This is a genomic window from Dermatophilaceae bacterium Sec6.4 (genome assembly GCA_039636865.1).
Taxonomy (GTDB): domain Bacteria; phylum Actinomycetota; class Actinomycetes; order Actinomycetales; family Dermatophilaceae; genus Allobranchiibius.
This window is the reverse complement of record CP144172.1, coordinates 1,660,967-1,684,809: the sequence shown is the minus strand read 5'-3', so window position 1 is coordinate 1,684,809 and position 23,843 is coordinate 1,660,967. Positions and strand designations below refer to the sequence as shown.

Annotated in this window: 18 protein-coding genes and 1 riboswitch; of the genes, 7 read left to right on the top strand and 11 right to left on the bottom strand. The window is 66.8% G+C overall.

Annotated elements, in window-relative coordinates; all coding sequences use genetic code 11:
- Positions 1–28: 28 nt before the first annotated feature.
- Positions 29–1,717, top strand: a complete 1,689-nt coding sequence (locus V3G39_08180; GenBank protein ID XAS77996.1) for a DNA polymerase — start codon at positions 29–31, stop codon at positions 1,715–1,717.
- Here the strand turns inward: V3G39_08180 and V3G39_08175 are convergent, their stop codons facing one another.
- From V3G39_08175 to V3G39_08140, 8 genes are all read right to left on the bottom strand, one after another.
- Entirely contained in the window at positions 1,718–2,635 is a 918-nt protein-coding gene (locus V3G39_08175; protein XAS77995.1) for a PAC2 family protein, read from the bottom strand.
- Positions 2,636–2,720: 85 nt separating this feature from the next.
- Entirely contained in the window at positions 2,721–3,146 is a 426-nt protein-coding gene (locus V3G39_08170; GenBank protein XAS77994.1) for an HIT family protein, read from the bottom strand.
- Between the two features lie 13 nt (positions 3,147–3,159).
- Positions 3,160–7,053, bottom strand: a complete 3,894-nt coding sequence (hrpA, locus tag V3G39_08165) for an ATP-dependent RNA helicase HrpA (GenBank protein ID XAS77993.1) — start codon at positions 7,051–7,053, stop codon at positions 3,160–3,162.
- Between the two features lie 68 nt (positions 7,054–7,121).
- Positions 7,122–7,742, bottom strand: a complete 621-nt coding sequence (gene thpR / locus V3G39_08160; protein ID XAS77992.1) for an RNA 2',3'-cyclic phosphodiesterase — start codon at positions 7,740–7,742, stop codon at positions 7,122–7,124.
- Between the two features lie 124 nt (positions 7,743–7,866).
- Positions 7,867–9,183: a bifunctional o-acetylhomoserine/o-acetylserine sulfhydrylase gene (locus V3G39_08155; protein XAS77991.1), complete on the bottom strand. Its 1,317-nt coding sequence runs from the start codon at positions 9,181–9,183 to the stop codon at positions 7,867–7,869.
- 78 nt (positions 9,184–9,261) lie between these two features.
- A riboswitch (SAM riboswitch) is annotated at positions 9,262–9,379 on the bottom strand.
- Between the two features lie 82 nt (positions 9,380–9,461).
- Positions 9,462–10,736: a DUF445 domain-containing protein gene (locus V3G39_08150; GenBank protein ID XAS77990.1), complete on the bottom strand. Its 1,275-nt coding sequence runs from the start codon at positions 10,734–10,736 to the stop codon at positions 9,462–9,464.
- Positions 10,724–11,413, bottom strand: a complete 690-nt coding sequence (locus V3G39_08145) for a hypothetical protein (protein ID XAS77989.1) — start codon at positions 11,411–11,413, stop codon at positions 10,724–10,726. Before V3G39_08145 ends, V3G39_08150 begins: the two co-directional genes overlap by 13 nt.
- Before the next feature lie 125 nt (positions 11,414–11,538).
- Entirely contained in the window at positions 11,539–11,898 is a 360-nt protein-coding gene (locus tag V3G39_08140; protein ID XAS77988.1) for a hypothetical protein, read from the bottom strand.
- A 52-nt stretch (positions 11,899–11,950) separates the two neighbouring features.
- On the opposite strand from V3G39_08140, the gene V3G39_08135 reads away from it, so the two are divergent.
- Positions 11,951–12,328 carry a hypothetical protein gene (locus V3G39_08135; protein XAS77987.1) on the top strand — a complete coding sequence of 126 codons (378 nt, stop codon included), beginning with the start codon at positions 11,951–11,953 and terminating at the stop codon, positions 12,326–12,328.
- A 19-nt stretch (positions 12,329–12,347) separates the two neighbouring features.
- Here V3G39_08135 and V3G39_08130 read toward each other — a convergent pair whose 3' ends face one another.
- The 3 genes from V3G39_08130 to V3G39_08120 all read right to left on the bottom strand — a co-directional run bounded on the left by V3G39_08130 (position 12,348) and on the right by V3G39_08120 (position 17,056).
- The gene (locus V3G39_08130) at positions 12,348–13,607 is read right to left on the bottom strand and encodes a hypothetical protein (GenBank protein XAS77986.1); all 1,260 of its coding nucleotides are present in this window, start codon (positions 13,605–13,607) and stop codon (positions 12,348–12,350) included.
- Positions 13,608–13,623: 16 nt separating this feature from the next.
- On the bottom strand, positions 13,624–16,488 hold the full coding sequence (locus V3G39_08125; protein ID XAS77985.1) for an AAA family ATPase: 2,865 nt from the start codon (positions 16,486–16,488) through the stop codon (positions 13,624–13,626).
- Positions 16,489–16,825: 337 nt separating this feature from the next.
- Positions 16,826–17,056: a hypothetical protein gene (locus V3G39_08120; protein XAS77984.1), complete on the bottom strand. Its 231-nt coding sequence runs from the start codon at positions 17,054–17,056 to the stop codon at positions 16,826–16,828.
- 297 nt (positions 17,057–17,353) lie between these two features.
- Here V3G39_08120 and V3G39_08115 point away from each other — a divergent pair, with 297 nt between their 5' ends.
- The 5 genes from V3G39_08115 (at position 17,354) to V3G39_08095 (ending at position 23,792) form a co-directional block, all read left to right on the top strand.
- Positions 17,354–17,974: a hypothetical protein gene (locus tag V3G39_08115; GenBank protein ID XAS77983.1), complete on the top strand. Its 621-nt coding sequence runs from the start codon at positions 17,354–17,356 to the stop codon at positions 17,972–17,974.
- A 1,316-nt stretch (positions 17,975–19,290) separates the two neighbouring features.
- The gene (locus tag V3G39_08110) at positions 19,291–19,464 is read left to right on the top strand and encodes a hypothetical protein (GenBank protein ID XAS77982.1); all 174 of its coding nucleotides are present in this window, start codon (positions 19,291–19,293) and stop codon (positions 19,462–19,464) included.
- An 81-nt stretch (positions 19,465–19,545) separates the two neighbouring features.
- A complete protein-coding gene (locus V3G39_08105) occupies positions 19,546–21,039 on the top strand; it encodes a cytochrome P450 (protein XAS77981.1) in 1,494 nt (497 codons plus the stop codon).
- A gap of 1,073 nt (positions 21,040–22,112) precedes the next feature.
- On the top strand, positions 22,113–22,661 hold the full coding sequence (locus tag V3G39_08100) for a hypothetical protein (GenBank protein ID XAS77980.1): 549 nt from the start codon (positions 22,113–22,115) through the stop codon (positions 22,659–22,661).
- Between the two features lie 681 nt (positions 22,662–23,342).
- Positions 23,343–23,792 carry a CBM35 domain-containing protein gene (locus tag V3G39_08095; protein ID XAS77979.1) on the top strand — a complete coding sequence of 150 codons (450 nt, stop codon included), beginning with the start codon at positions 23,343–23,345 and terminating at the stop codon, positions 23,790–23,792.
- Positions 23,793–23,843: the final 51 nt, after the last annotated feature.

Here is a 23,843-nt window from a genome sequence, read left to right as displayed (position 1 = left end):
TGTGCAGGGGACCCCGTATCCGGAGTGGATGCGGGGTCCTCTGCTCGCCATCAGCCTGGACTCCAGGACCGGCCAGGTCGTCATCGCAGGCAGCGACGGCCGACCGAGTGCACAGACGGCTGCGCACCGCTCGATGGCGGCACCCGACGCCGCCGAACTCGTCGCGCGTCGCGACGCAGCACCGGGCCCGCCGGCACGATGGGTGTGGTGGTCGACCGACGTCGTGGCGGCGCTGCTCTCCCACGGGGTGCGACCGCGGCGCGGTTTCGACCTGGTTCAAGCACATGCGCTGCTGCACGGTGGCGCACCGCAGACGGCACTGGAACGCGTCTGGGCGTGCGCACGCGGACTCGACCCGGCCCATACCCCCCAACGACTCGGCAACGACTTGTTCGACGCGCTGCACGGGCCGGACTCCGCCGAAGAACCGGGTGTACTGGATGACCAGGGGTATCTGAGTTCACATTTCCTGGCGGCCGAGGGCACCGCGCCGCACTGGGCGCGCCTGGCGCTACAGGTGGCGGCCGCCCAGTACGAACAACTTGCGCGACGCGAGCGCTGCACCATGACAGCCCACAGCGAGTCCGGCGCCGCAGTGCTCGCCCTGGAACTGCAGGCTGACGGACTACCGCTTCATCGGCCGACCATCGAACGCCTCATCGAAGCCAGCGCCGGGCCCCGACCACGTGGACCCGCTGAGGACGTTGCCGCACGCCGGGCTCGGGATGCACCGGTCCTACGTCACGTACCGCCCGGCCGCAATGTCGACCTGCGAAATCCCGAACAGGTGCGTGCCCTGCTGACCGACCTCGGTATCCGAATCGACAGCACCCGCAAACAGGAGCTCGAGCAGCACCGGCACACCCATCCGATCATCGACGCCCTGCTGCAGTGGCGCGTCGACGAACGCATTGCATCGACCTACGGATGGCACTGGCTCGATCAGCACCTCGGCGCAGATGATCGGTTGCGAGGTCGCTGGAGCTCGTTCGACGGCGGCGCCGGGCGGATGAGTGCGAGCGCGGGTTTGCACAACCTGCCGGCCACGCTCCGCCCGGCTGTCCTCGCCGAGCCCGGCCGGGTGTTTGTCCGCTCCGATTTGGGCCAGATCGAACCGCGGGTGCTCGCGGTGATCTCTGCGGATCCGGCGCTGACGGCTGCCACCCGTCAGGATGACCTTTACCAGACCGTCGCAGAGCAGCTGCGGGTAGAGCGCCCGGTGGCCAAGCCCGCCGTGTTGTCGGCCATGTACGGCGGGTCGGCCGGGCGGGCCACCGCCGCATTGGAGGGCCTGAACCGGGCGTATCCGGTCGCGATGGACTATCTGCTGGCGGCCCAACGTGCCGGTGAGGACGGCGAGCCGGTCACGACCTACGGTGGGCGGCATATCGCGATGGCACCGGCGGCAGCCGACGAGGCGCAGGTTCGCGCACGCGGCCGGTTCGCGAGGAATGCCGTTGTACAGGGCGCCGCAGCCGAATTCTTCAAAGCGTGGGCGTTGACGGTGCAATCGGCTGTTCGTGGCCTCGATGCCCGCATCGTGATGTGCCTGCACGACGAGCTACTCCTGGATGTGCCCGCCGAACGTGCCGATGATGTGGCGAACGCCGTCGAGGAGAGTCTGCAGGATTCGGCACGACGCTGGAGCGGTCACAGCGGTGTCCGTTTCGTCACGGACACCGCTGTGATCAGCTGTTGGGCCGACGCAAAAGGCTGATCAGGACTTGTCGGTGCCCTGCTCGTCGCGCAGGAATTCCTCCAGCTCCGCACCGATCTCATCGGCGCTCGGCAACTCAGATATCTCGTTGGCCAGCAGGCTCTGGCGCTGCAGACCGTCCTGGAACGCGTCGTACTGCTGCTCCAGGCCCTGTACGACCTCCACGACCTCGGGGTTCTCCGAGACCTGTCGGGCGATTTCAGCGCGGTGCAACCCGGCCACCGCACTCAGCTCGTTCATCGGGATGGACAGCCCGGTCAACGCGCAGATGGCTTCCAGTGCCGTGACCGTGGCGTCACCGAAGTCGGTCTGCATCAGGTAGTGCGGCACATGGACGGCGAACCCGGCCGTGTCCACGCCGGCCTCCCCCAGTCGCAGGTGCAGCAGCGTCTCCAGACTGGAGGGTGTCTGCACCATTCCGAAGACCGGGCGGTTCTCGGGGATCAGTCGTTGGTCGCTCGCGTACCGGGTCATTCCGACCGGGCGGGTGTGCGGAACGGCCATCGGGATTCCGTTGGCGCTGACCACCATCTGCACGCCGAGGCGGCGCACGAGGGTGCGGACGGCTTCGATGACGCGCTCCCACTGGTAGTCCGGCTCCGGCCCGGCGAGCAGCAGGAACGGCGCGCCCTCGGCGTCGATCATCCGGAACAACGTCATTGCCGGGTCGTCGTAGTCGCTGAAGTGGTCGCGGTCGAAGGTCATCAACGGCCGGCGACCCCGGTAGTCCAGGAGTTGGTCGACATCGAAGGAGGCGACCACGGTGTGCTCGAGGGTACCGAGCAGGTGCGACACCAGCTGCTTCTGGGTGTTCCCGGCATCGACCAGCCCACCGAGCGCTGCAATCAGGGTCGAGGCGCCCAGTTCACTGGCGTGCGCGTCGTTCTCGAAGCGGTAGAGCTCTTGTGGATCTTGCATCGTCCTTCTCCTGCTGGATGAGCGTGCGCTGCTGCGCCTTCTTACCTGTGACCAACGTCTGCCGAGCATCCTGGATTCCCCCCGCTCAGTCCGGCACGACGTCGGTGTGTCCGTCGGACCGCAGTCGGGCCCGCAGCCGATCCGCATTACGACCCAGAACGCCTTGATCCTGACCATGCGTCACGTTGCGCTGATCGAAGTCATCGGGTGAGTTCACCGGGAAGACGTGGATGTGCAGGTGCGGCACCAGGAAACCCTCGACGACCAGCCCGACCCGCCCCGAATGCCATTCGGTGCGTTGCGCCCGACCGATGATCCCCGCGACCTTCATCAGGTGCGCCATCAGCTCCTCGTCGGCGTCGAGCCACTGGTCGACGGGCGTCCTGGGCACGACGAGGGTATGGCCGTCGGTCTGCGGATCGATCGACAGGAAGGCCACGCACAGCGAGTCCTGCCAGACGAAGTGACCGGGGACCAGACCATCGATGATCTTCTCGAACAAGGTGCTCATACCGTCCAGCATCTCAGGTCGCGGGGGTGGCCCTGACCTTGTCCATCGCCTTGCGGATGCGCTGCACCGAGATCGAGCCGGCCGTGCCGAGACGTTGCGCGAACAGGCTCACCCGAAGCTCCTGCACCTGCCAGGACAACGCCCGGACGGCGGCGTCACCGCGCCGGTGCGGTGGCAGCGCCTCGACCAGCCGGCGCAGATCTTTCTCCACGGCGTGCACCTGCTCGATCCGCTCGTTGTCGCGCGCGATGTCGTCCGGCGCGCGTTCGAGGCGCTCGAGCATCCCGCGTAGATAGCGGTCCAGGTCGCGCATCCGCGCGGCACCGGTGGCCGTGACGAAGCCGGGGTAGATCAGCGCGGTGTGCTGTGTGCGTACGTCGGCGATCAGGTGGGCCACCGACACCCGGTCCGTCGCGTCCAACGCCAGCGTGACCTCGCGTGAGTGGGTCAGCACCGGCACCAGCAGCTCGACGATCTGCAACACCCGGGCGGCCGCCTGCTGTCGTACTTCGCGCAGCAGATCCTCGAACTGGGTGCGGGTACGCACCGGAGTCCTGGCGGCAGTCCCGAAGGCAATCGAATCCACCGCCGCGGCCAGCACGTCGGCAAGCATGTCGCGCTGGTCGGCGTGCGGGCCCCAACCGAGCGAGAGACGCTGGGTGTTGCTCAACATTCCCAGCAGGCGCGACCACGGCACGTCCAGTTGCAGCAGCAGCAGCCGGCGGATGCCGGCCGGGTGGCAGGCATCCCGCTCAGCGGCACTGGGTAGCACCCGCAGACTCACCGATTCCCCGTCGTCGACCAGCGCGGGGTAGCCCTGCACGGTGCGTTTGCCGATCTGCTCCGTCAGCTCCGCGGGTAGATCCTCCGGCATGCTCGCCGGGTCCCATGAGCTCAGCCCGGTCCGTTCCAGGTCGCTGCCCACCCGCGACATCACCGACTGCACCCGCACCGACAGCTGATCACGCAGCGCGCCGAGATCGCCGCCGTGCGACAGCGCGCGCCGGCGGGAGTCCTCGACCCGGAAGGTGGCCTTGAGGTGGGCAGGAACTTTGGCCCAGTCCCACTGTTCGGGCGGCACCCGCACGCCGGTCAGCTGCTGCAGCGCGGCACTCAATTCGGAGGTGATCGACCCACGCGTGGGATCCAGCAGCGGCAGCGCACGCGCGGCGACATCCGGCGCAGGCACGAAATTGCGACGGGTCGCCTTGGGCAGCGAGCGGATCAGGGCGGTCGCCAGTTCACCCCGGACGCCGGGCACCAGCCAGTCGAAACCGTCCTGCTGCACCTGGTTCAGCTGCTCGACGGGAACGTGCACGGTCACCCCGTCATCACCGGAACCGGGATCGAAGCGGTAGCTCAGCCGCAGGTCCAGCTCGCCACTGGACCAGGTGCGCGGGTATTCCTCCAGGTCGATCTCGTCGGCGTCTTCGCCCCTCAGATCGTCCTCGGTCATCGTCAGCAGGTTGCCGCTCGCGCGCTGCTGCTTCTTCCACCAGGCGTCGAAATGTGCTGCAGACACAATGGTCTCGGGCAGTCGTGCATCGTAGAACGCGTAGACGGTCTCGTCGTCCACCACCACGTCACGGCGCCGGGTGCGCGCCTCCAGATCCCGCAGCCGGGCCAGCGTCTGCCGGTTGCGCTCGACGAAGGCGTGCCTGCTGTCCCAGTCGCCCTCGACCAGTGCGGACCGGATGAACACGTCCCGGGACATGACCGGATCGATCGAGCCGTAGTCCACCTTGCGATCCGCCGCCAGCGACAGGCCGTACAAGGTGACCCGCTGCGCCGCGACCACGCTGCCGCGGCGCCGCTCCCAGTGCGGCTCGGCGTAGCTGCGCTTGACGAGGTGTGCGGCCGCCTCCTCCACCCATGAGGGGTCGACGGCGGCATTGGTGCGCGCCCAGAGCCTGCTGGTCTCGACCAACTCGGCCGACATCACCCAGTCGGGCGGTTTGCGGAACAACGCGGACCCCGGCTGAACCACGAACCGGATACCCCGGGCACCCAGGAAGTCCCGACGCTCGCGGTCGCGCAATCCGACATGCGACAGCAAGCCGGTGAGCATCGCCTGATGCACGGCGTCCTCCCCCGCCGGGCTGTGCGCGCGATGCAGCCCCTGCTGCTTGCACGCCTCGCGTAGTTGCGTGTGCAGGTCCTGCCATTCACGTACCCGCAGGTAGTGCAGGTATTCGCGCTGACACATCCGTCGAAAGGCGCTGCCGGACAATGCTTTCTGCTGCTCACGCAGGTAGTTCCAGAGGTTGACCAGCGACAGGAAATCACTTGTCTCATGCTTGAACCGGGCATGCGACTGGTCGGCCTGCGGCTTCTTCTCGGCGGGCCTCTCCCGCGGGTCCTGAATGGCCAACGCCGCCACGATGACGAGCACCTCGGCGAGCGCTCCGTTCTCGCCGGCGGCCAGCAGCATCCGGGCCAGCCGCGGATCGGTGGGTAACCCGCTGATCGCGCGGCCGGCCGGGGTGAGTCGGGTCGCGCCGTTGGTGCCCTGCCGTCCCGGCAGCTCGATGGCCTGCAGTTCTTCCAGCAGGCGCAACCCGTCGCTGATCTGCCGCGAATCCGGTGGCTCGACGAACGGGAACTTGGCGATGTCGCCCAGATCGAGCGACGCCATCTGCAGGATGACCGAGGCCAGGTTCGTGCGCAGGATCTCCGGGTCGGTGAACTCCGGACGGGCCTCGAAGTCCTCCTCGGAGTAAAGGCGGATGCAGATTCCGTCGGCCACCCGCCCGCACCGACCGGAGCGTTGGCGGGCGCTGGCCTGTGAGACCGGCTCGATGGGCAGCCGCTGCACCTTGGTGCGCTGGCTGTAACGCGAGATGCGCGCGGTGCCGGAGTCCACGACGTACCGGATGCCCGGCACGGTGAGCGAGGTCTCGGCGACGTTGGTGGAGATGACGATCCGTCGTCCGCCGTGCGAACCGAACACGCGGTGCTGTTCAGCCGCCGAGAGCCGGGCATAGAGCGGCAGCGTCGTGGTGCCCGGCAGCTGCAGGGCGTCCAGCGCCTCGGCGGCATCGCGGATCTCCCGCTCGCCGGAGCAGAAGACCAGGATGTCCTGCGGTCCCCCGTCGGAGACCGGTTCGCTCCACAGTTCCTCCACCGCGCGCACGATGCCGGTGGTCTGATCGACATCGACGAGCTGCGGCCCGGACTTGCCGGGGATCTCTTCCACGAGCGGTCGGTAGCGCACCTCGACCGGGAAGGTGCGACCGGAGACCTCGATCACCGGTGCGGGCACCCCGTGCGCGGCGAAGTGCGCGGCGAACCGGCCCGGGTCGATGGTCGCGGAGGTGACGATGACCTTCAGGTCCGGTCGGCGTGGCAGCAGTTGTTTGAGGTAGCCGAGGATGAAGTCGATGTTCAGTGACCGCTCGTGGGCCTCGTCAATGATCAGGGTGTCGTAGCGTCGCAGGTCGCGGTCCCGGCGGAATTCGGCCAGCAGAATGCCGTCGGTCATCACCTTCACCAGCGTGTCCACGCCGGAATGGTCGGCGAATCGCACCTGGTAGCCGATGACGCCGCCGAGCGGCACCTTCAACTCCTCGGCGATCCGATCGGCCACCGAGCGCGCCGCGATCCGTCGAGGCTGGGTGTGGCCGATGACGGCGGAGATACCGCGACCCATCTCCAGCAGGATCTTCGGCAGCTGGGTGGTCTTGCCCGACCCGGTCTCCCCCGCGAGGATCACGACCTGGTGGGCTGCGATGGCGTCACGGATGCGTTCCCGCTCGGCCACGACCGGAAGCTGTGGCGGGTATTCGATGGTGGGCAGCGACTCGCGCCGTCGTTGCTGGGCGGCGTCGTCGAAGCGCGGGGCCCGGCTGGTCGACGGCGTACGCGGTCGACGGCGAGGCGGACGGGAACGGCGGGGGGATGAGGTCATGGCGGATTCAGCCCCATTGTCCCGCGCGGTCCGCGACCCATGGACCGGTGCCCCGTCGGGTCCGCGCGTCACTGCTGCGCCGCGGGTGGCGAGTGGCCGATCTGTAGCCTGGCGATGACCTCGTGGCGCGGACGTCCGCGTGGACCTTCACCGAGATGCGAACGCACGACCTCGACTTCATCCGCCGTCCACAACGCACCGCTGAAGGTGTCCAGCACCCGGATCCACCGGTCCACCGGGGTCGGGCGCCCGGTGCGGGCAACCGTGATGTGCGGTCGGAACCGCTGCCCGTCGACCTCGGAGCCGCTGTGCGCGGCGGATCCACGCACGCCGGCAGCGAGCGCGTCCAACTCGCCGGCGGCGTCCTCGTCCTGCCGCAGCCCGACCCACAGCACTTTGGCGCGGGCCGGGTCGGGGAAGGCGCCTCCCCCGCCGAGGCAGAGATCGAACGGTGTCCTGCGGGCCGCCGCGGCACCGGTCTGCTCGACCAGGTCGTCGATCTGGTACTCCGCCACATCGGGCAGGAACGCGAGCGTCAGGTGGTACTGCTGCGCGTCGGTCCAGCTGAACGGACCGGCATCACGTCGTACGTCCAGGAAGTCATCGAGTCGGTCCACCTCCGCAGCCGGTGGTCGCAGGGCACAAAAGATACGCACAGAAGTAGCCAACGACGCCCACCGGTGCGACATTCCGTGCCGATCAGTCGGCGCCCGCCCCCACTCGCCGGTCGAGTGTCGCAAAGCACTCCGAGTGTCGGGAAATTTACGACGCCTCGCCGGTCGAGTGGCGGGAAACTGGGCGGGACTAGGGCGGCTACTTCGCGGCGGCGAACCCCTGCTCGAGGTCGGCGATGATGTCGTCGATGTGCTCGATACCGACCGCCAGGCGCACCAGCCCGGGGGTGACTCCGGCGAGCAGCCGGTCCTCGTCGCTGCCCTGGGAGTGGGTGGTGGACGCCGGGTGGATCACCAGCGAGCGCACGTCACCGATATTGGCGACATGGCTGTGCAGCACCAGCGCCTCGACGAACTTCTTGCCCGCCTCGACACCGCCGGCGATCTCGAAGGCGAGCACGGCGCCGGACCCGCGCGGGGTGTACTTCTGCGCCAGCTCGTAGAAGTCGCTGTCCGGCAACGAGGCCCACCGCACCGACTCCACCTGCTCATGCTCGTGCAGCCACTCGGCGACGGCCTTGGTGTTCTCCAGGTGCCGGTCCATCCGCAGGCTGAGCGTCTCGATGCCCTGGGAGATCAGGAACGCGTTGAACGGTGACACCGAGGATCCGAGGTCGCGCAGACCCTGCACGCGAGCCTTGAGGATGAACGCGAGGTTGGCACCCAGCGGGCTGCCGACGCCGAGGTCGCGGGCGTAGACCAGCCCGTGGTAGCTCTCCTCGGGCGTGTTGTAGTTGGGGAACTTCTCCGGGTCGGCGCCGAAGTCGAAGTTGCCGCTGTCGACGATGACGCCGGCGATCGACGTACCGTGACCGCCCAGGTACTTGGTGGCCGAGTGCAGCACGATGTCGGCGCCGTGCTCGATCGGGCGCAGTACGTAGGGCGTACCGATCGTGTTGTCCACGATCAGCGGCACCCCGAGCTCATGCGCGACGTTCGAGACGGCCTCGATATCCAGGATCTCCACCTTGGGGTTGGAGATCGTCTCCCCGTAGAACAGCTTGGTGTTCGGTTGGGCGGCTGCGCGCCAGCTCTCCGGGTCCTTGGTGTCTTCCACGAACGTGACGTCGATGCCGTACTTGGGCAGCGTGTGCTTCAGCAGGTTGTAGGTGCCGCCGTACAGGCACGGGCTGGCCACGATGTGGTCACCGGCCTCGGCGATGTTCAGGATCGCGAGCGTTTCGGCGGCCTGGCCGGACGCGACCATCAACGCGCCCACTCCGCCTTCGAGGTTGGCGATCCGCTGCTCCACGACATCGGTCGTGGGGTTCATCAGCCGGGTGTAGATGTTGCCGAACTCTTCCAGCCCGAAGAGCTTCGCTGCGCGCTCGGTGCTGGGGAAGACGTAGGACGTCGTCTGGTAGATCGGCAGGGCGCGCGAGGTGGTCGCGGCGTCCGGCTCCTGGCCGGCGTGGATCTGGCGGGTTTCGAAGGACCAGGCGGGGGTGTCGGTCATGAGGCTGCCTTTCATCGCGGGGCGACATCGAGCAGCTCGCGCTGCATCGATGATGCAGCGGATTGCGGGGTAGCCCACGATCCGCGCTTGCCTGCAGGCGATCTGCGCCCACCGGCCAGGTCTTCACCCGGGGCACCCCACCGCGGAGGAGGGTTGCCGGCCAGCAAACCGGGGCTTAACGCTGGCACTCATGACCTAGAACAGGATGTTATGGCAGAACATCCTGCGGTAATCCGTTCATCTCACGATGCGGACGACAGTCTCACTGGTTGGCAGCCTCAGAGCAGCTGGGCGACCGTGTAGATCAGCAACCCCACGAGACCGCCGACCAGGGTGCCGTTGATGCGGATGAACTGCAGGTCGCGCCCGACGTGCAACTCGATGCGGGTCGCGGCCTCTTTGCCGTCCCACCGCTCGATGGTCGTGGTGATGACCGAGGTCAACTCCCGACCGTAGGTGGTGACGATGTAGCCGACCATGCTCTCCAGCCGGTTCTGCAGCGACGTACGCAGGTCGTCGTCGGTGCTTACCCGCTCCCCCGCGTCGATCAGGGCCCGCGACAGCCGCGCATGCAGGTCGCTCTCTTCGTCGCGCAACCCGTCCAGTACCGCCGTGCGCACCGAGTTCCACAGGGCCAGCACCACATCGGGCACGGACGGGTGGGTCAGCAGGTGCGCTTTCAGCGACTCGGCCTGAGCCATCGTCGCCTCGTCGTGCTGCAGGTTGTCCGCGAGCTGGCGCAACAGGTTGTCCAGCGCTTCCCGGGTCTGGTGCTGGGGATCATCGCGTACATCGGCCAGGAAGCGCAGCATCTCCAGGTGTAGGCGCGTGGTCACCGTGTCGTCCAACCATTTCGGGGACCACCAGGGCGCACGTGCATTGAGGATGTCCACGATCGCTTCGGGGTTGGCGGCCACCCAGTCGTGGATCTCGCGCACCCCCAGATCGACCAGCGAGGTATGCGACTTGTCCCGCAGGATCCCTTCCAGCAGGTGTCCCGCGATCGGTGCGATGGGCTCTTGGCTCAGCCGTGGCAGTACCAGCCGGTCCAGCAGATCCAGCACTTCGCGGTCGTCGATGGATTCCAGCCCGCGGGCCACCAACGGCGCGGCGGTCCGCACGACGCGCCGACTGTTCTCCGGCACGGCGAGCCACCGACCCACCCGTAGCGGGATCTGGGCCGCGGCCAGCCGTTCCTGCACCGTGTCCGGCGTCAGGAAGTTGTCCGCGACGAACTCTTCCAGGCTGGCCCCGATGGCGTCCTTGCGCTCGGGAATGATCGCGGTGTGCGGTATCGGCAGCCCCAGCGGGTGCCGGAAGAGAGCGGTCACGGCGAACCAGTCCGCCACGGCGCCGACCATCGCCGCCTCGGCCGTCGCGTTCACGTAGGCCCAGGCGCCGCCCGCCCCGTGGGTCAGCACGAAGACCACCGCCGCGAAGAGCAGCAGACTCAGGGCCACCAGGCGCATCTGCCGCAGCCCGGCGCGGCGGGCCACATCGCCCTCACTCAGGAGCAGGCCCGGGGCGCGCCGGCCCGTGTTCAGCTCTTCCACCCGGCGGTCGCAGCGCCCGAGCTGGTCGAGGAGAAGAGCAGCGTCAGCTGCTTGAGATCCGAACCGGCCTTGACCTGGAAGATCAAGGTGCCCGACCCCTCCTTCACCGTGTCACTCATCGAGACCCCGTTCAGCTGCTGGGAGCTGGGGATCACATTGGAGAAGCTCTTTGCGGCGCAGGCGGTCCGGGCCGGGTCGAACAGCGAGAAGCTGATGTAACTGAAGTAGAACGACGAACCCTTGAGCAGACTGGCCCGCACGTCGATGGCCACATATTCGTAGCCGTCGTCGGGCGCTCTCTCCGCCGGGGAGGACACCACGCGGGGCGCCTGCGCAGACACCTCGATCTTACGGTCGTACTGGTCGTTGATGGTTGCTGCCGTGCCGAACGACTTCAGCGCCACGGTGGTGGAGTACTGCGGGCCGTAGTTCGTGCCTGCTGCAGAGCACTGCCCTGCGTCGGCGCCGGTTGCACCCGAGGAACTGCCGCCACTGGAGCTGCTCCCGCCCCCGCTGGTCGAGCTGCCGCCACTCGCTGAGCTCGACGCAGTTGCGGACACCGCTGGGGGCGCCTGCACCCCGGGCGCGCTCTCGGGTCCGCACGCTGCGAGCGAGCCCGCAACGGTCAGCACGGCAGCACACGTTGCCAGGCGGTAGCCGGTAGTTGGTCGGCGCATCAATCCTCCATCGATGTAGGGGTCCACGATCTCATGGTGAGAGTCATCACGACGTATGCCGTTCGCGGGGATGACACAGGGTGCTCGATCGCCGCCGGGGCGACGCGTCGGGCGACGGGCAGCGCTCAGCTGTTCCACTTGACGGTTGCCGTGGTGCGGAACTGCCCGTTGTAGGCGACCACCAGCTTGGTGAGGTCCTGCCCGGAGGGCACCTCGTAGACCAGGCTGCCGGTTGCGGAGGTGGTGCTCGAGCCCAAGCTGGACCCGCGCCACGTCTGGTCGCTGGACAATCCGTTCAGGTAGGACCTGCGGCACAGGTTGCCCTGCTCGTCGGACATCGAGAAGGTCGTCGACCCGATGAAGGCGCTGGCGCCTGAGAGCAGGTTCGCGGTGATCTGCACGCCGACCAATGTGGTGCCGGGGCGGGCCGGGAAACTCCCCCCGGTCACCACGCGAGGTGCCTCCACCTTGATACCGACCCTCACCTGCGAATCGTTCTTCTTGATGACGGCCGTCGATCCGTAGGCGCGCGACGGGGTGTCAGCGCTGGGGGTCGGGCCGATTCCCGGTGTTGAACTGGAGCACACGTTGCTCGCCGAACTGGAGCCACTCGGGGTGGTCACCGACGGCGATGAACCCGGCGAGGACGAACTCGACGTGCCCGGGTCAGCAGTGGTGGACGGCGACGTGGATGGCGATGTGGACGTCGACACCTGCAACGACGGTACGGCGGTGGGTTGCGCGACGCCGGGGGCTTGCGGCCCACAGGCGCTGAGCCCGATCATCAGGCCGGCTGCTGCGGCCGTGACGGTGCTCGCGCGAATAACGAGATTCATCGAGGTACTCCCCTCTCCTGGTGCCGACATTCTCGCCGACGACCGGTCTGCTGTCCGGCGCTTTCACAACGAACACTGAATGATCCCTGAATGCGGGATCAACGTGTAGCTGCGACGCCTCGCGTCGGCATCCGGTTCCCGACCTGCGCGGATCCGCTGAGAGCGCGCACCAGGTCTGCCATCTCGTCCAGTTGGGCCTCCAGCACCTGGGCAGCACCCGCCATCGACAGCGGAACCGACAGCAGCCGGGTCCCGGTCCCCCGGATCAGCACTTCGGCCGCCGGCACCTCATCGGCGTCGGCATCGTCATTGGCATAGATCAGCAGAGCGGCCGGGGTGCGCAGAGCGGCAGCATGCATCAGCACGGGATACCTGCCCCCGACCGACAGATCTCCGAGGGTTGAGTGCGCATCGGCCCGCAACCGGTGCCGGGTCTGCACGACCAGCACGGGCCGGTCTGCGCGGGTGATCAGCAGATCCGGTCGTACCGGCAGCCGTCCGTCGTGGTCGAGGGTGTACCTGGGTTGTTCGAGCACCTCGAACGTGGGCCACAACCGGGCCCGCAACTCTGCTCCCAGCCACCTGCGGAACTGCTGTTCCAGGTCGATCAGGAACGCGCGCGCCCGGTGTTCACCCTCTTCGTGCGAGATCGTCATCCCCGCTGTGGCCTGCGCGGCAATGTCCAGCGCCGCCTCGTAGTGCGCGTTCAGGCGGGTGATCGTGACTGCGCTGCGGGGATCATCGGGTGCGCCGGGAGTGACCCCGTCGAAGCGGGCCGCCAGCCGCAGCGCGTCCCGCCGCAGGCCCGCCGGTAAGCCCGGCCACCGCAGCACGCGGGTCACTGCATCGGCCAGCGCCCGGTTCTCGGGAACGTCGATGGTGAAATCGTCGTATCCGCACGGCGGGTTGGCCGCGCTCCACGGGCGTACCGCGAGTTCGTTGACCAGCAGCCGGCCGCGGATGACCTGCAGTTGTTCTTCGCGGTGGACGTACCCGTGCAGCAGTCCGCGCCGCGTACAGTCCTCGATCGCCGCCAGCAGGAACGCCGCCACCCCGTCGACCAGCTCGCGATGCCCGGCCCACCCGACGTCGTCCTGGGACAACGTGCCGGCCGGGATTCCGGCCGAGAACATCGTGAACAGGTTCGCCATCCCCGCGCGCGGCGTGATCCGGATCGTCACCTCGGGCAGGTGGACCGCTCCCACCCAGGAGGTCGCCCGCACCCGTACCTGCCCGGGATCGGGGGTCGCGTGTACCTCCAGGCGCCCCGGGGGCAGTTCCAGCAACGCCTCACGGTCGGCGGTGCCCAGCGTGAACGGGTCGCTGATGCCGTGTTCGGTGAGGGTGACGGTGCGCATGGCGACGGCCGCGCCCTCAGAGTGCCGCGGTGATCGGTGGCACTGTCGTCGCAGACGCAGATGGTTTCGGACCGTAGCGCTCCAGCACGGCCGCCCAGGTGAAGGTGCGCAGCAGTTCATCGCGCCCGTAGAACTGATCTTCGATGAACGGATAGATGCTGTAGTCCCAGATCCGGCGCAGCGCCGCGTCGTCCAGCCGGTCGGACATGAAGTGGCTGTGGCCGATCTGCAGGTGCGGGCCGCGGAGCGCGTGCCGTAGCTCGTCGTTGACCCGGTCGACCAGTTCGGCGACCCATTGCGGCCCACCGTGGGCGGCCAACCAGCGACCGAGCAGGCCCTCCATCGGGCCTTCGTGCGGCATGAACGGGATGAAGTGGAAGCGTCGGCGCAGCGCCGCGTCGACCAGCGCGATCGAGCGGTCTGCGGTGTTCATCGTGCCGATGAACAGCAGATTCGGCGGCAGTTCGAAGCCCTCGTCCGGCCGGTAGGTGGTGAGCACGCTGCTGGAGCGGTACTCCAACAGGTAGAGCAACTCCCCGAACACCCGCGGCAGGTTGGCCCGGTTGATCTCGTCGATCACCAGCACGTGCGGGGTGGTCGGGTCGTTCTCGGCCGACTCCGCCAACAGCGCCAGCGGGCCTTTGCGCAGCTCGTAGACCATCTGCCCGGCGGCGTCCAGCCGCGGTCGGAATCCTTCGAAGAAGTCCTCGTAGGAAGTGGAGGGGTGGAACTGCACCACGGCACGTTTGGCGGCGTCCGGCTGCAGGGCGGCGGCCAACCGTTGCGCGAGGAAGGTCTTGCCCGTCCCGGGCGGTCCGTAGAACACGACCTGCTTCTTGTCAGCCAGCAGGGCTTGCACCTCGCGCAGGAAGTCTTCATCGACCAGCAGTTCGGCCGCGGTCTCCGCGATGAGGTCGCGCTCGGGGTCGGCGGTAAACCGGCCGCGCTGCAGCAGCCACCGGGTGAACTGCACCTGACCCCACGGGTCGCCGGGTAGCAGCGGTTCCAGCCGGGCGCGCAACCGGTCCGAGATCGCGATATGCAGGCGACCGCGCGTCATCGCCGAGGCGTCGGGCAACTGCACGCCGAGCGCGCGGGCCATCGCGACCTTGCCGTCCGGCCCGCCGAGGGCGTAGACGGGCAGATAGCGGTCGGGGTGGGCGATCGCCATCAGCTTCATCACGATCGGCTCGCCCAGGCCGGGCACGGGCGGGTCGGCGAGCGCCCGGTCGATGCGTTCGGCGTCGCTGCCCTGCCCCCACAGCAGGTCGCCCAGCGCACCGGCGAGACGGTCCAGCCCCGGTGCGTCCAGGCTGTTCAGCGCCGCCTGCAGGACCGAGTGGTGGCCCACCCGCCCGTAGGCCCGGCCGGTGATCAGCCGGCGTAGCGCGGGCAGGTCGAACGCCTCGAGCCCTTCGGGGTCCAGCTGCGCGGCCTGCGCGCGGCGTTGGTCCTGGTGCCAGATGTCGCGGTCGGTCGGGTAGGGCCGTTGGGCGCGGAACTGTTCCAACCGGGTGAGCAGGTCCAGGTCGGCCGGCCCGGTGGGCACCGGGTCGTTTCCGGCGAGCACGTTGACGAGAGGCGCGAGCTGGCGGGCGGTGGCCAGGATCTGCTCCTGCACGTCGGCGCTGCTCAGGGCTTCGGGGTGCTTCCACCATCGGCCGACGAAGATCTCCCCGCCGGGGTAGGAGCGCCCCGCGGCAGCGACCCGGTCACCGGCCGCGCCGGTGTCGATCGCCAGGAACTGCAGGTCGCCGCTGAGGTGCCGGCTGACGGCGGCGGCCATCCGGTGCTGACGGTCGTCTGGGTGGCCGGCTCCGTGGGTGTCCCACCCGGCGTGCAGCCCGGCGGCGACTCCGCAGCGGGTCACCCACACACGCAGCGCAGGCGTGCCCGGGCCACCCGGAAGTGACCAGGTGGCGTGCAGGTCGGCGCGGAACGGGGCATCGCGGGTGGCGCCGATCCGGGTCTGCAGGTTCGTCTCGCGCAACCGCAGCCCGGTCGCGTCTTCCAGCTGGTGGTGCAGCGATCGGGTCAGTATCGTCGCAGCGCCGCGCAGCTGGCCCGCCAGTCCGGCCGCCCGGGCCTCCTGCTCGGGCTCGGCGTACCCCCGGATGGGGTCGTGGCGGGCGGCGAGCTCGGCGGCCTCTTCGCAGATCTGCGGCAGTCCGGCACCGATCCCGACGAACGGGGCGGCGACGTCGAGGTAGGTCATCATCCGGGCCACCGAGCGCGGGTCCTGCGGAGCGAATTCGCGACACAGGCGGGCAAAGGCGATGTACCGCTCGGAATGAGACATGTGCCGACCCATCCAGCCCAGCGTCAGGAACGAGGACACCGCCGGCGGCCAGGCCGGGGACCAGGGCAGCTGGACGTGCCCGTCCGTGCTCCAGAAACACGACAGCATCGTCAAGATCGGGCCGGTGGACTGTCCGTGCGCGCGGACCGCGTCCTCCAGCGCGTCGATCTGCTGTGCGGCCTGTTCCTCAGTGGGTGGCGTCTGGCAGACCTCGACGAGCAGATCGGCCAGGTCGCGCTCGCGACCGTCGTAATGCTCGATCAACTGACCGAGCCAGCTGGTGACCACGGACTCGAACTGCCCGAAGGGGCCCGGCCGGACGCTCCACGCCTGCACGGCTGCGTAGAACGCGGGCAGGTCGCGGGCGCGGGTCAGCTGTTCGAGGATGCCGCGTAGTTCTGCGCGCCGGGCTGCCTGATGCTCGTCTTCGCTGCTCCAGCGGGCGCAGGCAGCATGGTCATCCGCCGCGGCCACGGTCAGTAGCGCGTACGTGGTGGCCCACCTGCGCAGGTCACGCTGCCGTTCGGGGGACGACCCGCCTGAGCGGGGGTGGTCTTCGGTCACGAGGTGTGGTGAAGCCACGGGCGAAGGAACTCCGTATCGACTGCATCGGCTGAATATGGTGGCGCAACGGGCAGGTTCGAGTTTAACGGTCGGGGGTAGCGGCTGCGCCGGACGCGGCCACAGCGGCGACGTTCTCCGAGCATTACCGCGGCGGTCAGCAACCGGCACATCGTGAGGGTCCAGCTGTAGAAGCGACCCTCACGTTGCACGTCGGTACAAGCATCCGCGGCCTGGGGTCGGCATGGCGGTGATGTGTGGACGCGAACGGCCCACCAGCTCGCATGCGGTCACCACACCCAGGAGTGCGGCGAGGTCACCAACGGTCTCGGTCTGCCAGGCAGATACACAGCCCGGCTCATCGCGCGTTCTTCCCGGACAGAGCTTCCAAGAACGCGACACCCTTTCCCAGCACGTCCAACGCCTCATCCCGTCGAGCGATGACACCGCCCTTCGCACCAAGCTCGGCCTCCAATCGGATGACCCGCCGCTCCAGGCCATCCAGCGTGCCAGTACCAGCCGCAGCCCGCCATTCCTGCACGTGGGAGTCATACAAACGCTCCCGCCGCAGGACCCCACCCTTGGACACCTTCGGCCCGCGTCGTAATCCACCACCATCGCCCGCTTGTAGTTCGCCGTCAACATGCGCCGCTTCGCCCGACCCTCACGCGGGCCAGCCACCCCGGCCACATCGTCGCTCACCAGCTGCTAGTCGACTCGATGGACTCTACGGATCCAGTTTTCTGTCGTTGTCCGATCCTGATTTCCGGCCGGATCCCACGTCTCATAGGAGTCTCTCAGATTGGGGGCACCCTTCCTGGCTGGACTATCTGAAGACTTTGTGTAGAAATTAGTGGTAGTGAGAGGACGGTGGTATTTTCTGTCCATGAACACTCAACTAGCAGCTGACGCTGATACCGCCGGCGCTGTACCGCAGGGCACCAGTCGGCGCTCCGTCGCAAAAGGTATCGCGTGGTCCGTTCCCGTTCTGGCCATCGGCAGCACTATCCCCGCGTTCGCTGCGAGCGCGTGTGTCACCACCACGACCGTGTACACGACCGATCAGACGGTCACAATCCCCAAGGGCGCCACGGGAGTCATCGTGACCGTGATAGGAGCTAGTGGCGGCGCCAAGGGAAGTACTCCGGCCACTGGACGAGTCGGGGTAGAAACCTTCACCGTCTCCGGGCCCACCACCCAAGACCTCGGGTTCTCCTTCGGTCTAGCCGCAGGCGGAACGAAGGGCACCGGAGGCGCTGCCGGCGGCGGCGGCGGAGAAACGGTCGTCACCGTCACTGGCAATGGTGTCTTCCTGGGCCAGTTGAATGCGGCGGGCGGCAACGGCAAGGGCAACCCCACGAGCGGCGCCGGTGAAACGAAATCCACTGTTCCTGGGAACATCGGTTCCAGCACGCCATCAAAGAAATCACCTACTGAAACCAACGGCAACGGCAATGGCGCCACAGTCACCGTCATGTACTGCGGGGCAGCTCCAACAGCCAAATAACAAATGCACGCTGGGGAACTGTTACCCGGTATCAGAACAGTTGATATCCCGTTGCCGGGAAGACTATTCGTGAGCGTAGAGTATTGTGGGTTGGGCGCTACTCGGTAGCGCCCAACCCATTATTTTGATGAATCACGCTCCGTTACAGTAACTGCGGTTCGGCCCTCGTGATTCTTAGCGTCTTTCCATTAGTAAGTGCCGGCGATTTTTTGTGGCAAGCTACCGGTGCGAGCATCAAGGCTTAATAAAATATGCCGCCGCGCCTACTCCTCGTTGTAGTCCCCGATTTAAAAGAGGTTACGAAACGTGGCCGCAACTAACCGGTTAGGTGCGCAGTTTCCTCGCCTGACGAGTCAGTGGCAAATCCCACGCAATGGTTATTTGACATCCGCCTATTTCACATTTGGGTCGATTCTTAAAATATCGTGACAATGTTTTCTTGGTCATACCTGGCGCGCTTCCCCCAAGGACCGTCCAAGTAGTGGCAAGGGGTGCCCAGTCTGCACCGGACGTACCGCTCTGCCTGGGTTTGATGACCTCGCGACGATCCGTCCGCCGTTAGCCGATGAGTGGCATCCCACCGTCAACGGGGACCTGAGACCCTCAATGGTCAGGGCTGGCAGCACGCGCGGGGCGTGGTGGCAATGTCACCTCTGCGGGTTTGAATGGGTCACAGAGATCAACGCTCGCGCCCTGACTAATAGGGGATTTCGCCAGTGCGCGGGAACAATACCGATCCATGGAAGTAAACACCCTGGACGTGATCTGCCCCACCGCAGCGGCCATGCGGATGTCCACGCTCAGTGACGGCCTGAGCACGAACCAGGTGCACGCCGGGGCCAACGGAAAGTATTACTGGAAATGCCTACGCGGGCACGTATGGTGGGCACCAGTCGGTCGTTTAGTAAATGTTCGCCAAAATCAGCCCTCCGACCGGGACTGGTCCACGATTGGGTGCTTGACAAGCACCCAATCACGCAACCAACACACCACGCCCCGCGGATGAGTCGCCGAGGAATACCCGCACCTCGTGGCTGAATGGGACTCGGCCCGCAACGACCCTCGCGACATCCCCGACATGGTCACCGCCGGATCCGACCGCAAATATGGTGGCTGTGCCCTCAGAACCACAGCTGGAACGCGGTATTGAAATCACGATGCTTCGCCAGAAGAGGCCGCCCCTGCTGCTCCAACCGGAGCGTCCTGACCGGGTCTGACGACCTCGCCACCGTCGACCTCCTCCTCGCCGCGCGCTGGCACACCACCCTCAACCACATACTCACCCCCGCCATGGGCATGAGCCGATTGTGGTCACCGTGGCCTACCTGCTGTGCGCGACCAGTAAAGCTGCTTTGGTGCTGTTCTTTGCCCTACCGGTCAGCCTTCTGGTGGCGGAGGCGTTCGGGCGCATCTGTGAGGCCCCATCTCATCGACTGGCGCAACGGGTGGGGTCGCGGTTCAAGGCCCGTCCTGCGTTGGTCGCCCAGTGAGTGACGGCCGCCCCTCACTCTGCGCCGGACGCGGTGCCGCTGGCACTACACCTGTTGTGTGACCTGGAATACAGTGGCGCCATGCGGACCCGCCTACGCAGGACCCCGGCCCACCGGAACTTCGCCCACACCGAGCTCCCGCACCCGCCCGGGCGGCGACCCGTGGTGGGTGACATTCCGACGGTAATGCGCACCGAGGGTGGCGGGCCGGTGCAGCAGATGCTGAAGCTGGCCAAGGACCAGGGGCCGTTGTTCGAGATCCGCACGTTCAGCCGCAAGTTCGTGCTCACCACCGATGCGGCGCTGACCGCTGAACTGAGCGATGAGAGCCGCTTTCAGAAGACCCTCGCCCCCGGCGTGGAGGCGCTGCGCGACGTTGCCGGTGACGGCCTCTTCACCGCGTTCAGCGACGAACCGAACTGGGCGCTGGCGCACGACCTGCTGCTTCCGGCGTTCACCCGGGGCTCGATGCGCGGCTACCACGACACGATGAACGAAGTGTGCTCGGAGCTGATCGCGTCCTGGGACCGCGACGGCGGGCCGGTGGCGGTCTCCCCCGCACTAACGAAGATGACGCTGGAGACGATCGGGCGTACCTCGTTCAGCACCGACTTCGGATCGTTCACCAGCACCGAGCAGCACCCCTTCGTAACGGCCATGATCACCGCGCTTGCCGGTGGCCAGCAACGGGGGTTCCTGTCGGCGGTGCCGGGTGGGCGGTTGCTGTTACTGCGCGGGAAGAAGCTCTACGACGAGCGCCGCGCCTACGTCAATACGATGCTGGACGAGATCATCGAAGCCCGGCGAGCGCAGGGCGACACCAGCACCGGTGACCTGCTGGGGCTGATGTTGAACTCTGCGCACCCGGACACCGGGGAGAAGCTGGATCTGACCAACGTCCGTTACCAGATCAACACATTCCTGGTCGCGGGGCACGAGACCACCTCGGGAGCGTTGTCGTTCGCGCTGTACTACATGACGCGCGATCCGCAGGTGATGCGCCTCGCGCAGCAAGAGGCCGACGCGATCCTCGGGGCCGACCCGGATGCCGTGCCCACCTTCGAGCAGGTGCCGAAGTTCCGGTACATCCGTCGGTGCCTGGACGAGGCGCTGAGGCTGTGGCCGACGGCTCCAGGTTTCGCCCGCGGGCCACGCGAGAGCTCCGAGACGATCGGCGGCCAGTGGACGATGCACCCGGGTGACTGGGTGCTGGTGATGCTGACCGCAGTGCACCGCGACCCAAAGGTGTGGGGCGAGAACGCCGAGGCCTACGACCCCGACCGGTTTCTACCCGAGCAAATCAGGGCGCGCCCCGCGCACACCTATCTGCCGTTCGGGGTCGGCGACCGGGCGTGCATCGGGCGGCAGTTCGCGCTGCACGAGTCCGTGCTCGCGCTGGCCCGCCTCGTGCACCGCTACGACCTGACCCCCGACCCGGATTACAAATTGCGGATCGCCGAACGGCTGACCCTGATGCCCAGGGACTTCACGTTGAGCGTCGAGCACCGGGCACCCGAAACAAGATCCCGTGATGAAGCCCCATCGAAAGAGACGCACGTAAGGCTGGCAAACTGACACCAGCGGAGCAGAAGCGTTGAGGTCATCGACACGATCCGACCAGATGCCTCGCAGGCTGCAACCAAATCGCCACCGCGCTAAGCCTCGATCCACCGTTTGGTTGGGTGGCGCGAGCGCGTATCAATTCGACGTGCTGCGAAATCGGACGTTTTAAAGCCCCGATTTCACCATCACGAAGGCACTCTCGTAGATGCACGACCACCGCACGTCGCCCACGACCTCAGCAATATTCGATGATCCGAGTTTTGTGTTGTGCGGCGTGCAGTCCCGCGGGCCTGGCACTGGCCAGGTCCGCGGGACTGCAAGAGCTGGTCCAGCGGCATCTGAGCGTATTGAGGGATATCGAGCCGCTGCACCTAGGAAACTTCGCCACACCCTGAACTCACAAATCGAGGGTGCTTCTGAAGTGACGCACACCAGTCCCTCGCGTCAGCTCCCGCGAGGGACTGGTCACCGCACGCCAGGAGCTGCACGACGATGGCGATCCCTGACAACCCACAACCCGCAGGCATGCACCTCGATCTCAGCGCCCAGCTGCCCTGATCGCCCCGCAAACGCCAGCGGCCAACCGTATGGTTGAACCATTAGCTACGCCGGTTTCTTCGTGTACTCTTCGGCTCGTGACTACACCAGGAACAGACCGTGAGCCAAATCACGAGTCAAATGCGCTCGGCGTTACTCGACGCACCGTCGCGACCGGCGTCGCGTGGTCAGTGCCCGTGATCGCGGTCGGTGGCGTCCTAGCGACAGCTTCGGCCAGCGTCTGTAAGACGTTTACGAAAAAGTACAAACCTAACGATGCGATCGACCAAATTCCGGTGGGTGCGACCACCGTCGTGATCAACGTGTACGGCGCCAGTGGCGGCGCGTCTGGAGCCGATAGCGGAAACGACACCGGTAACGGTGCCGCTGGGGGCGCGGGCGGACAGGTGACATTGACCTTGGCAGGTCCGATCACCACTAGCGCTCTGACGTTGGTCCCGGTTTACGGGCGCGGCGGGGGAAAAGGCACGTTGAATGGCGCCGGGGGATCCGGCGGGAACGGGTTCACTAAAGGTGGGTCTGGAGCAGTGGGAGCAGATACCAACAAAACCAAAAGTACTGATGGTGGCGGCGGTGGCGGCGGAAGCACCAAGCTAACGATCACTGGCTCTCAGACGGGGACGCTGGTCGCTGGTGGTGGCGGCGGTGGATCTGGTGGTGGCAGCACCGGTGGCGGTGGCGGTGGTGACAACACCAGCGTTGGCGCGAACGGTGGGACCGCAGACCCCGCCGGGCCCAGTGATTCTGGTTACGGCGGTGGACAAACCGGCAACACCAATCAGTCCGGCAATGGTACGGACGGGCGGGACGGCCCAAAGTCCCAGTTGACCACCGGAACCTTTGGCGGTGGTGGCGGCGGCGGCGGCGACAAACAGGGTGGTGCTGGCGGGTTACCCACCGAGACGTTCGAGACAGTCGGCGGCAAAGACGCCGAAAACCAGTACTCACGTGCGGGTGGTGGCGGTCAGTCAAGCACGTCCTTCGCATCAGGATCAACGTTCGGCACTGGCGGCCCCACCGGAACGAAGGGTGGCGCCGGGACCGACGGGTACGTCACCGTGTCGTACTGCAAGTAAGACCTCGCAAGACCCGAAACCTGCAGGGGTATGCGCTTACGCAGAATTTTTGGTGCTGATCCCTGAGTAAATCGGAACTTCCACGTAAAACGACGAATAGGTTCTTTCACCAGCTGAACGGTGGTGAAAGGACCTATTCGTTGTATCGAGACCCTCATGTTTCGCCAGCTTACGATAACACCACAACTAAATTCTCGTGTAAAGGTACAGGTGCAGGACCGACTCGACTCTCGAAGCGGGGCTTTACAATCGAGGGTGTAAATCGAGCTGGGGCTTCGGTCGGTGGGCACATGTCGATTTATCCCAGATATGGAGATTCCTGCGCCAGCCATCCAGAAAGCCTCGACAGGCCCGACGCTCCCTATTCGCACCTTCATCTGAACACGCTCGCCGGACTTGATGAGCTGGGGTGGAGGTGCTCAGATAACGCCTGGAACCCGGGCGGACTGTGTTCGCGTGCCGAGAAGTTGAGTTGAATGACTGGTGTGCCACGGGTGTGGGTTTCAGGGCGTGGCCCTCGACCACCTCGACCCGGCGGCTTGCGTACGACCGGTGGGGGGACCGATGGCCCTGGAGGTTGGGGCCTGCCAGTGCCGCTGCACCGGGGTGGGCACGTGTGGCGCCAAGACACGACGACCGCGGCGGAACCGCGGGCGAAGCTAATACGCAGAGATCGACGCCGTGGATGTTTACCGCACCTACAAGCTGCCCGACACCACCCCGACGCAACCGCCGGCGGGGATCACCCCCACGCGGTATGACGCCGAGGCCGGCGCCATCACCGACGCGAGGGTCGTTCAAGACCCCAGCGCGTCCGGTGGGGCGAAAGTGGGCGGCTTGGACCACCCCGACAGTTTCGTCACGATCACCGTTACCCGCGCGCACGCCGGCCAGGCACTGATCGGCATCCGCTACGGCAACGGCTCGCTGGACAACAGCGGGTATGCGGTGTCCTCGACCGACACGGTCAGCGTCAACGGACGCCAACGCGCCGACGTGGTGTTCCCCAACACCACCTGGGACAACTGGTCAACCCGCTACTACCCGGTGCGCCTACCCGCAGGCACCAGCACGATCACCTTCACCAAGCTCACGTTCTACACCGAGCTGGACGCCTTCGACGTCTACTGACACACAACCGGAATGAAGCGGCGGTCAGCACCCGGTCCCAGGGTGCTGACC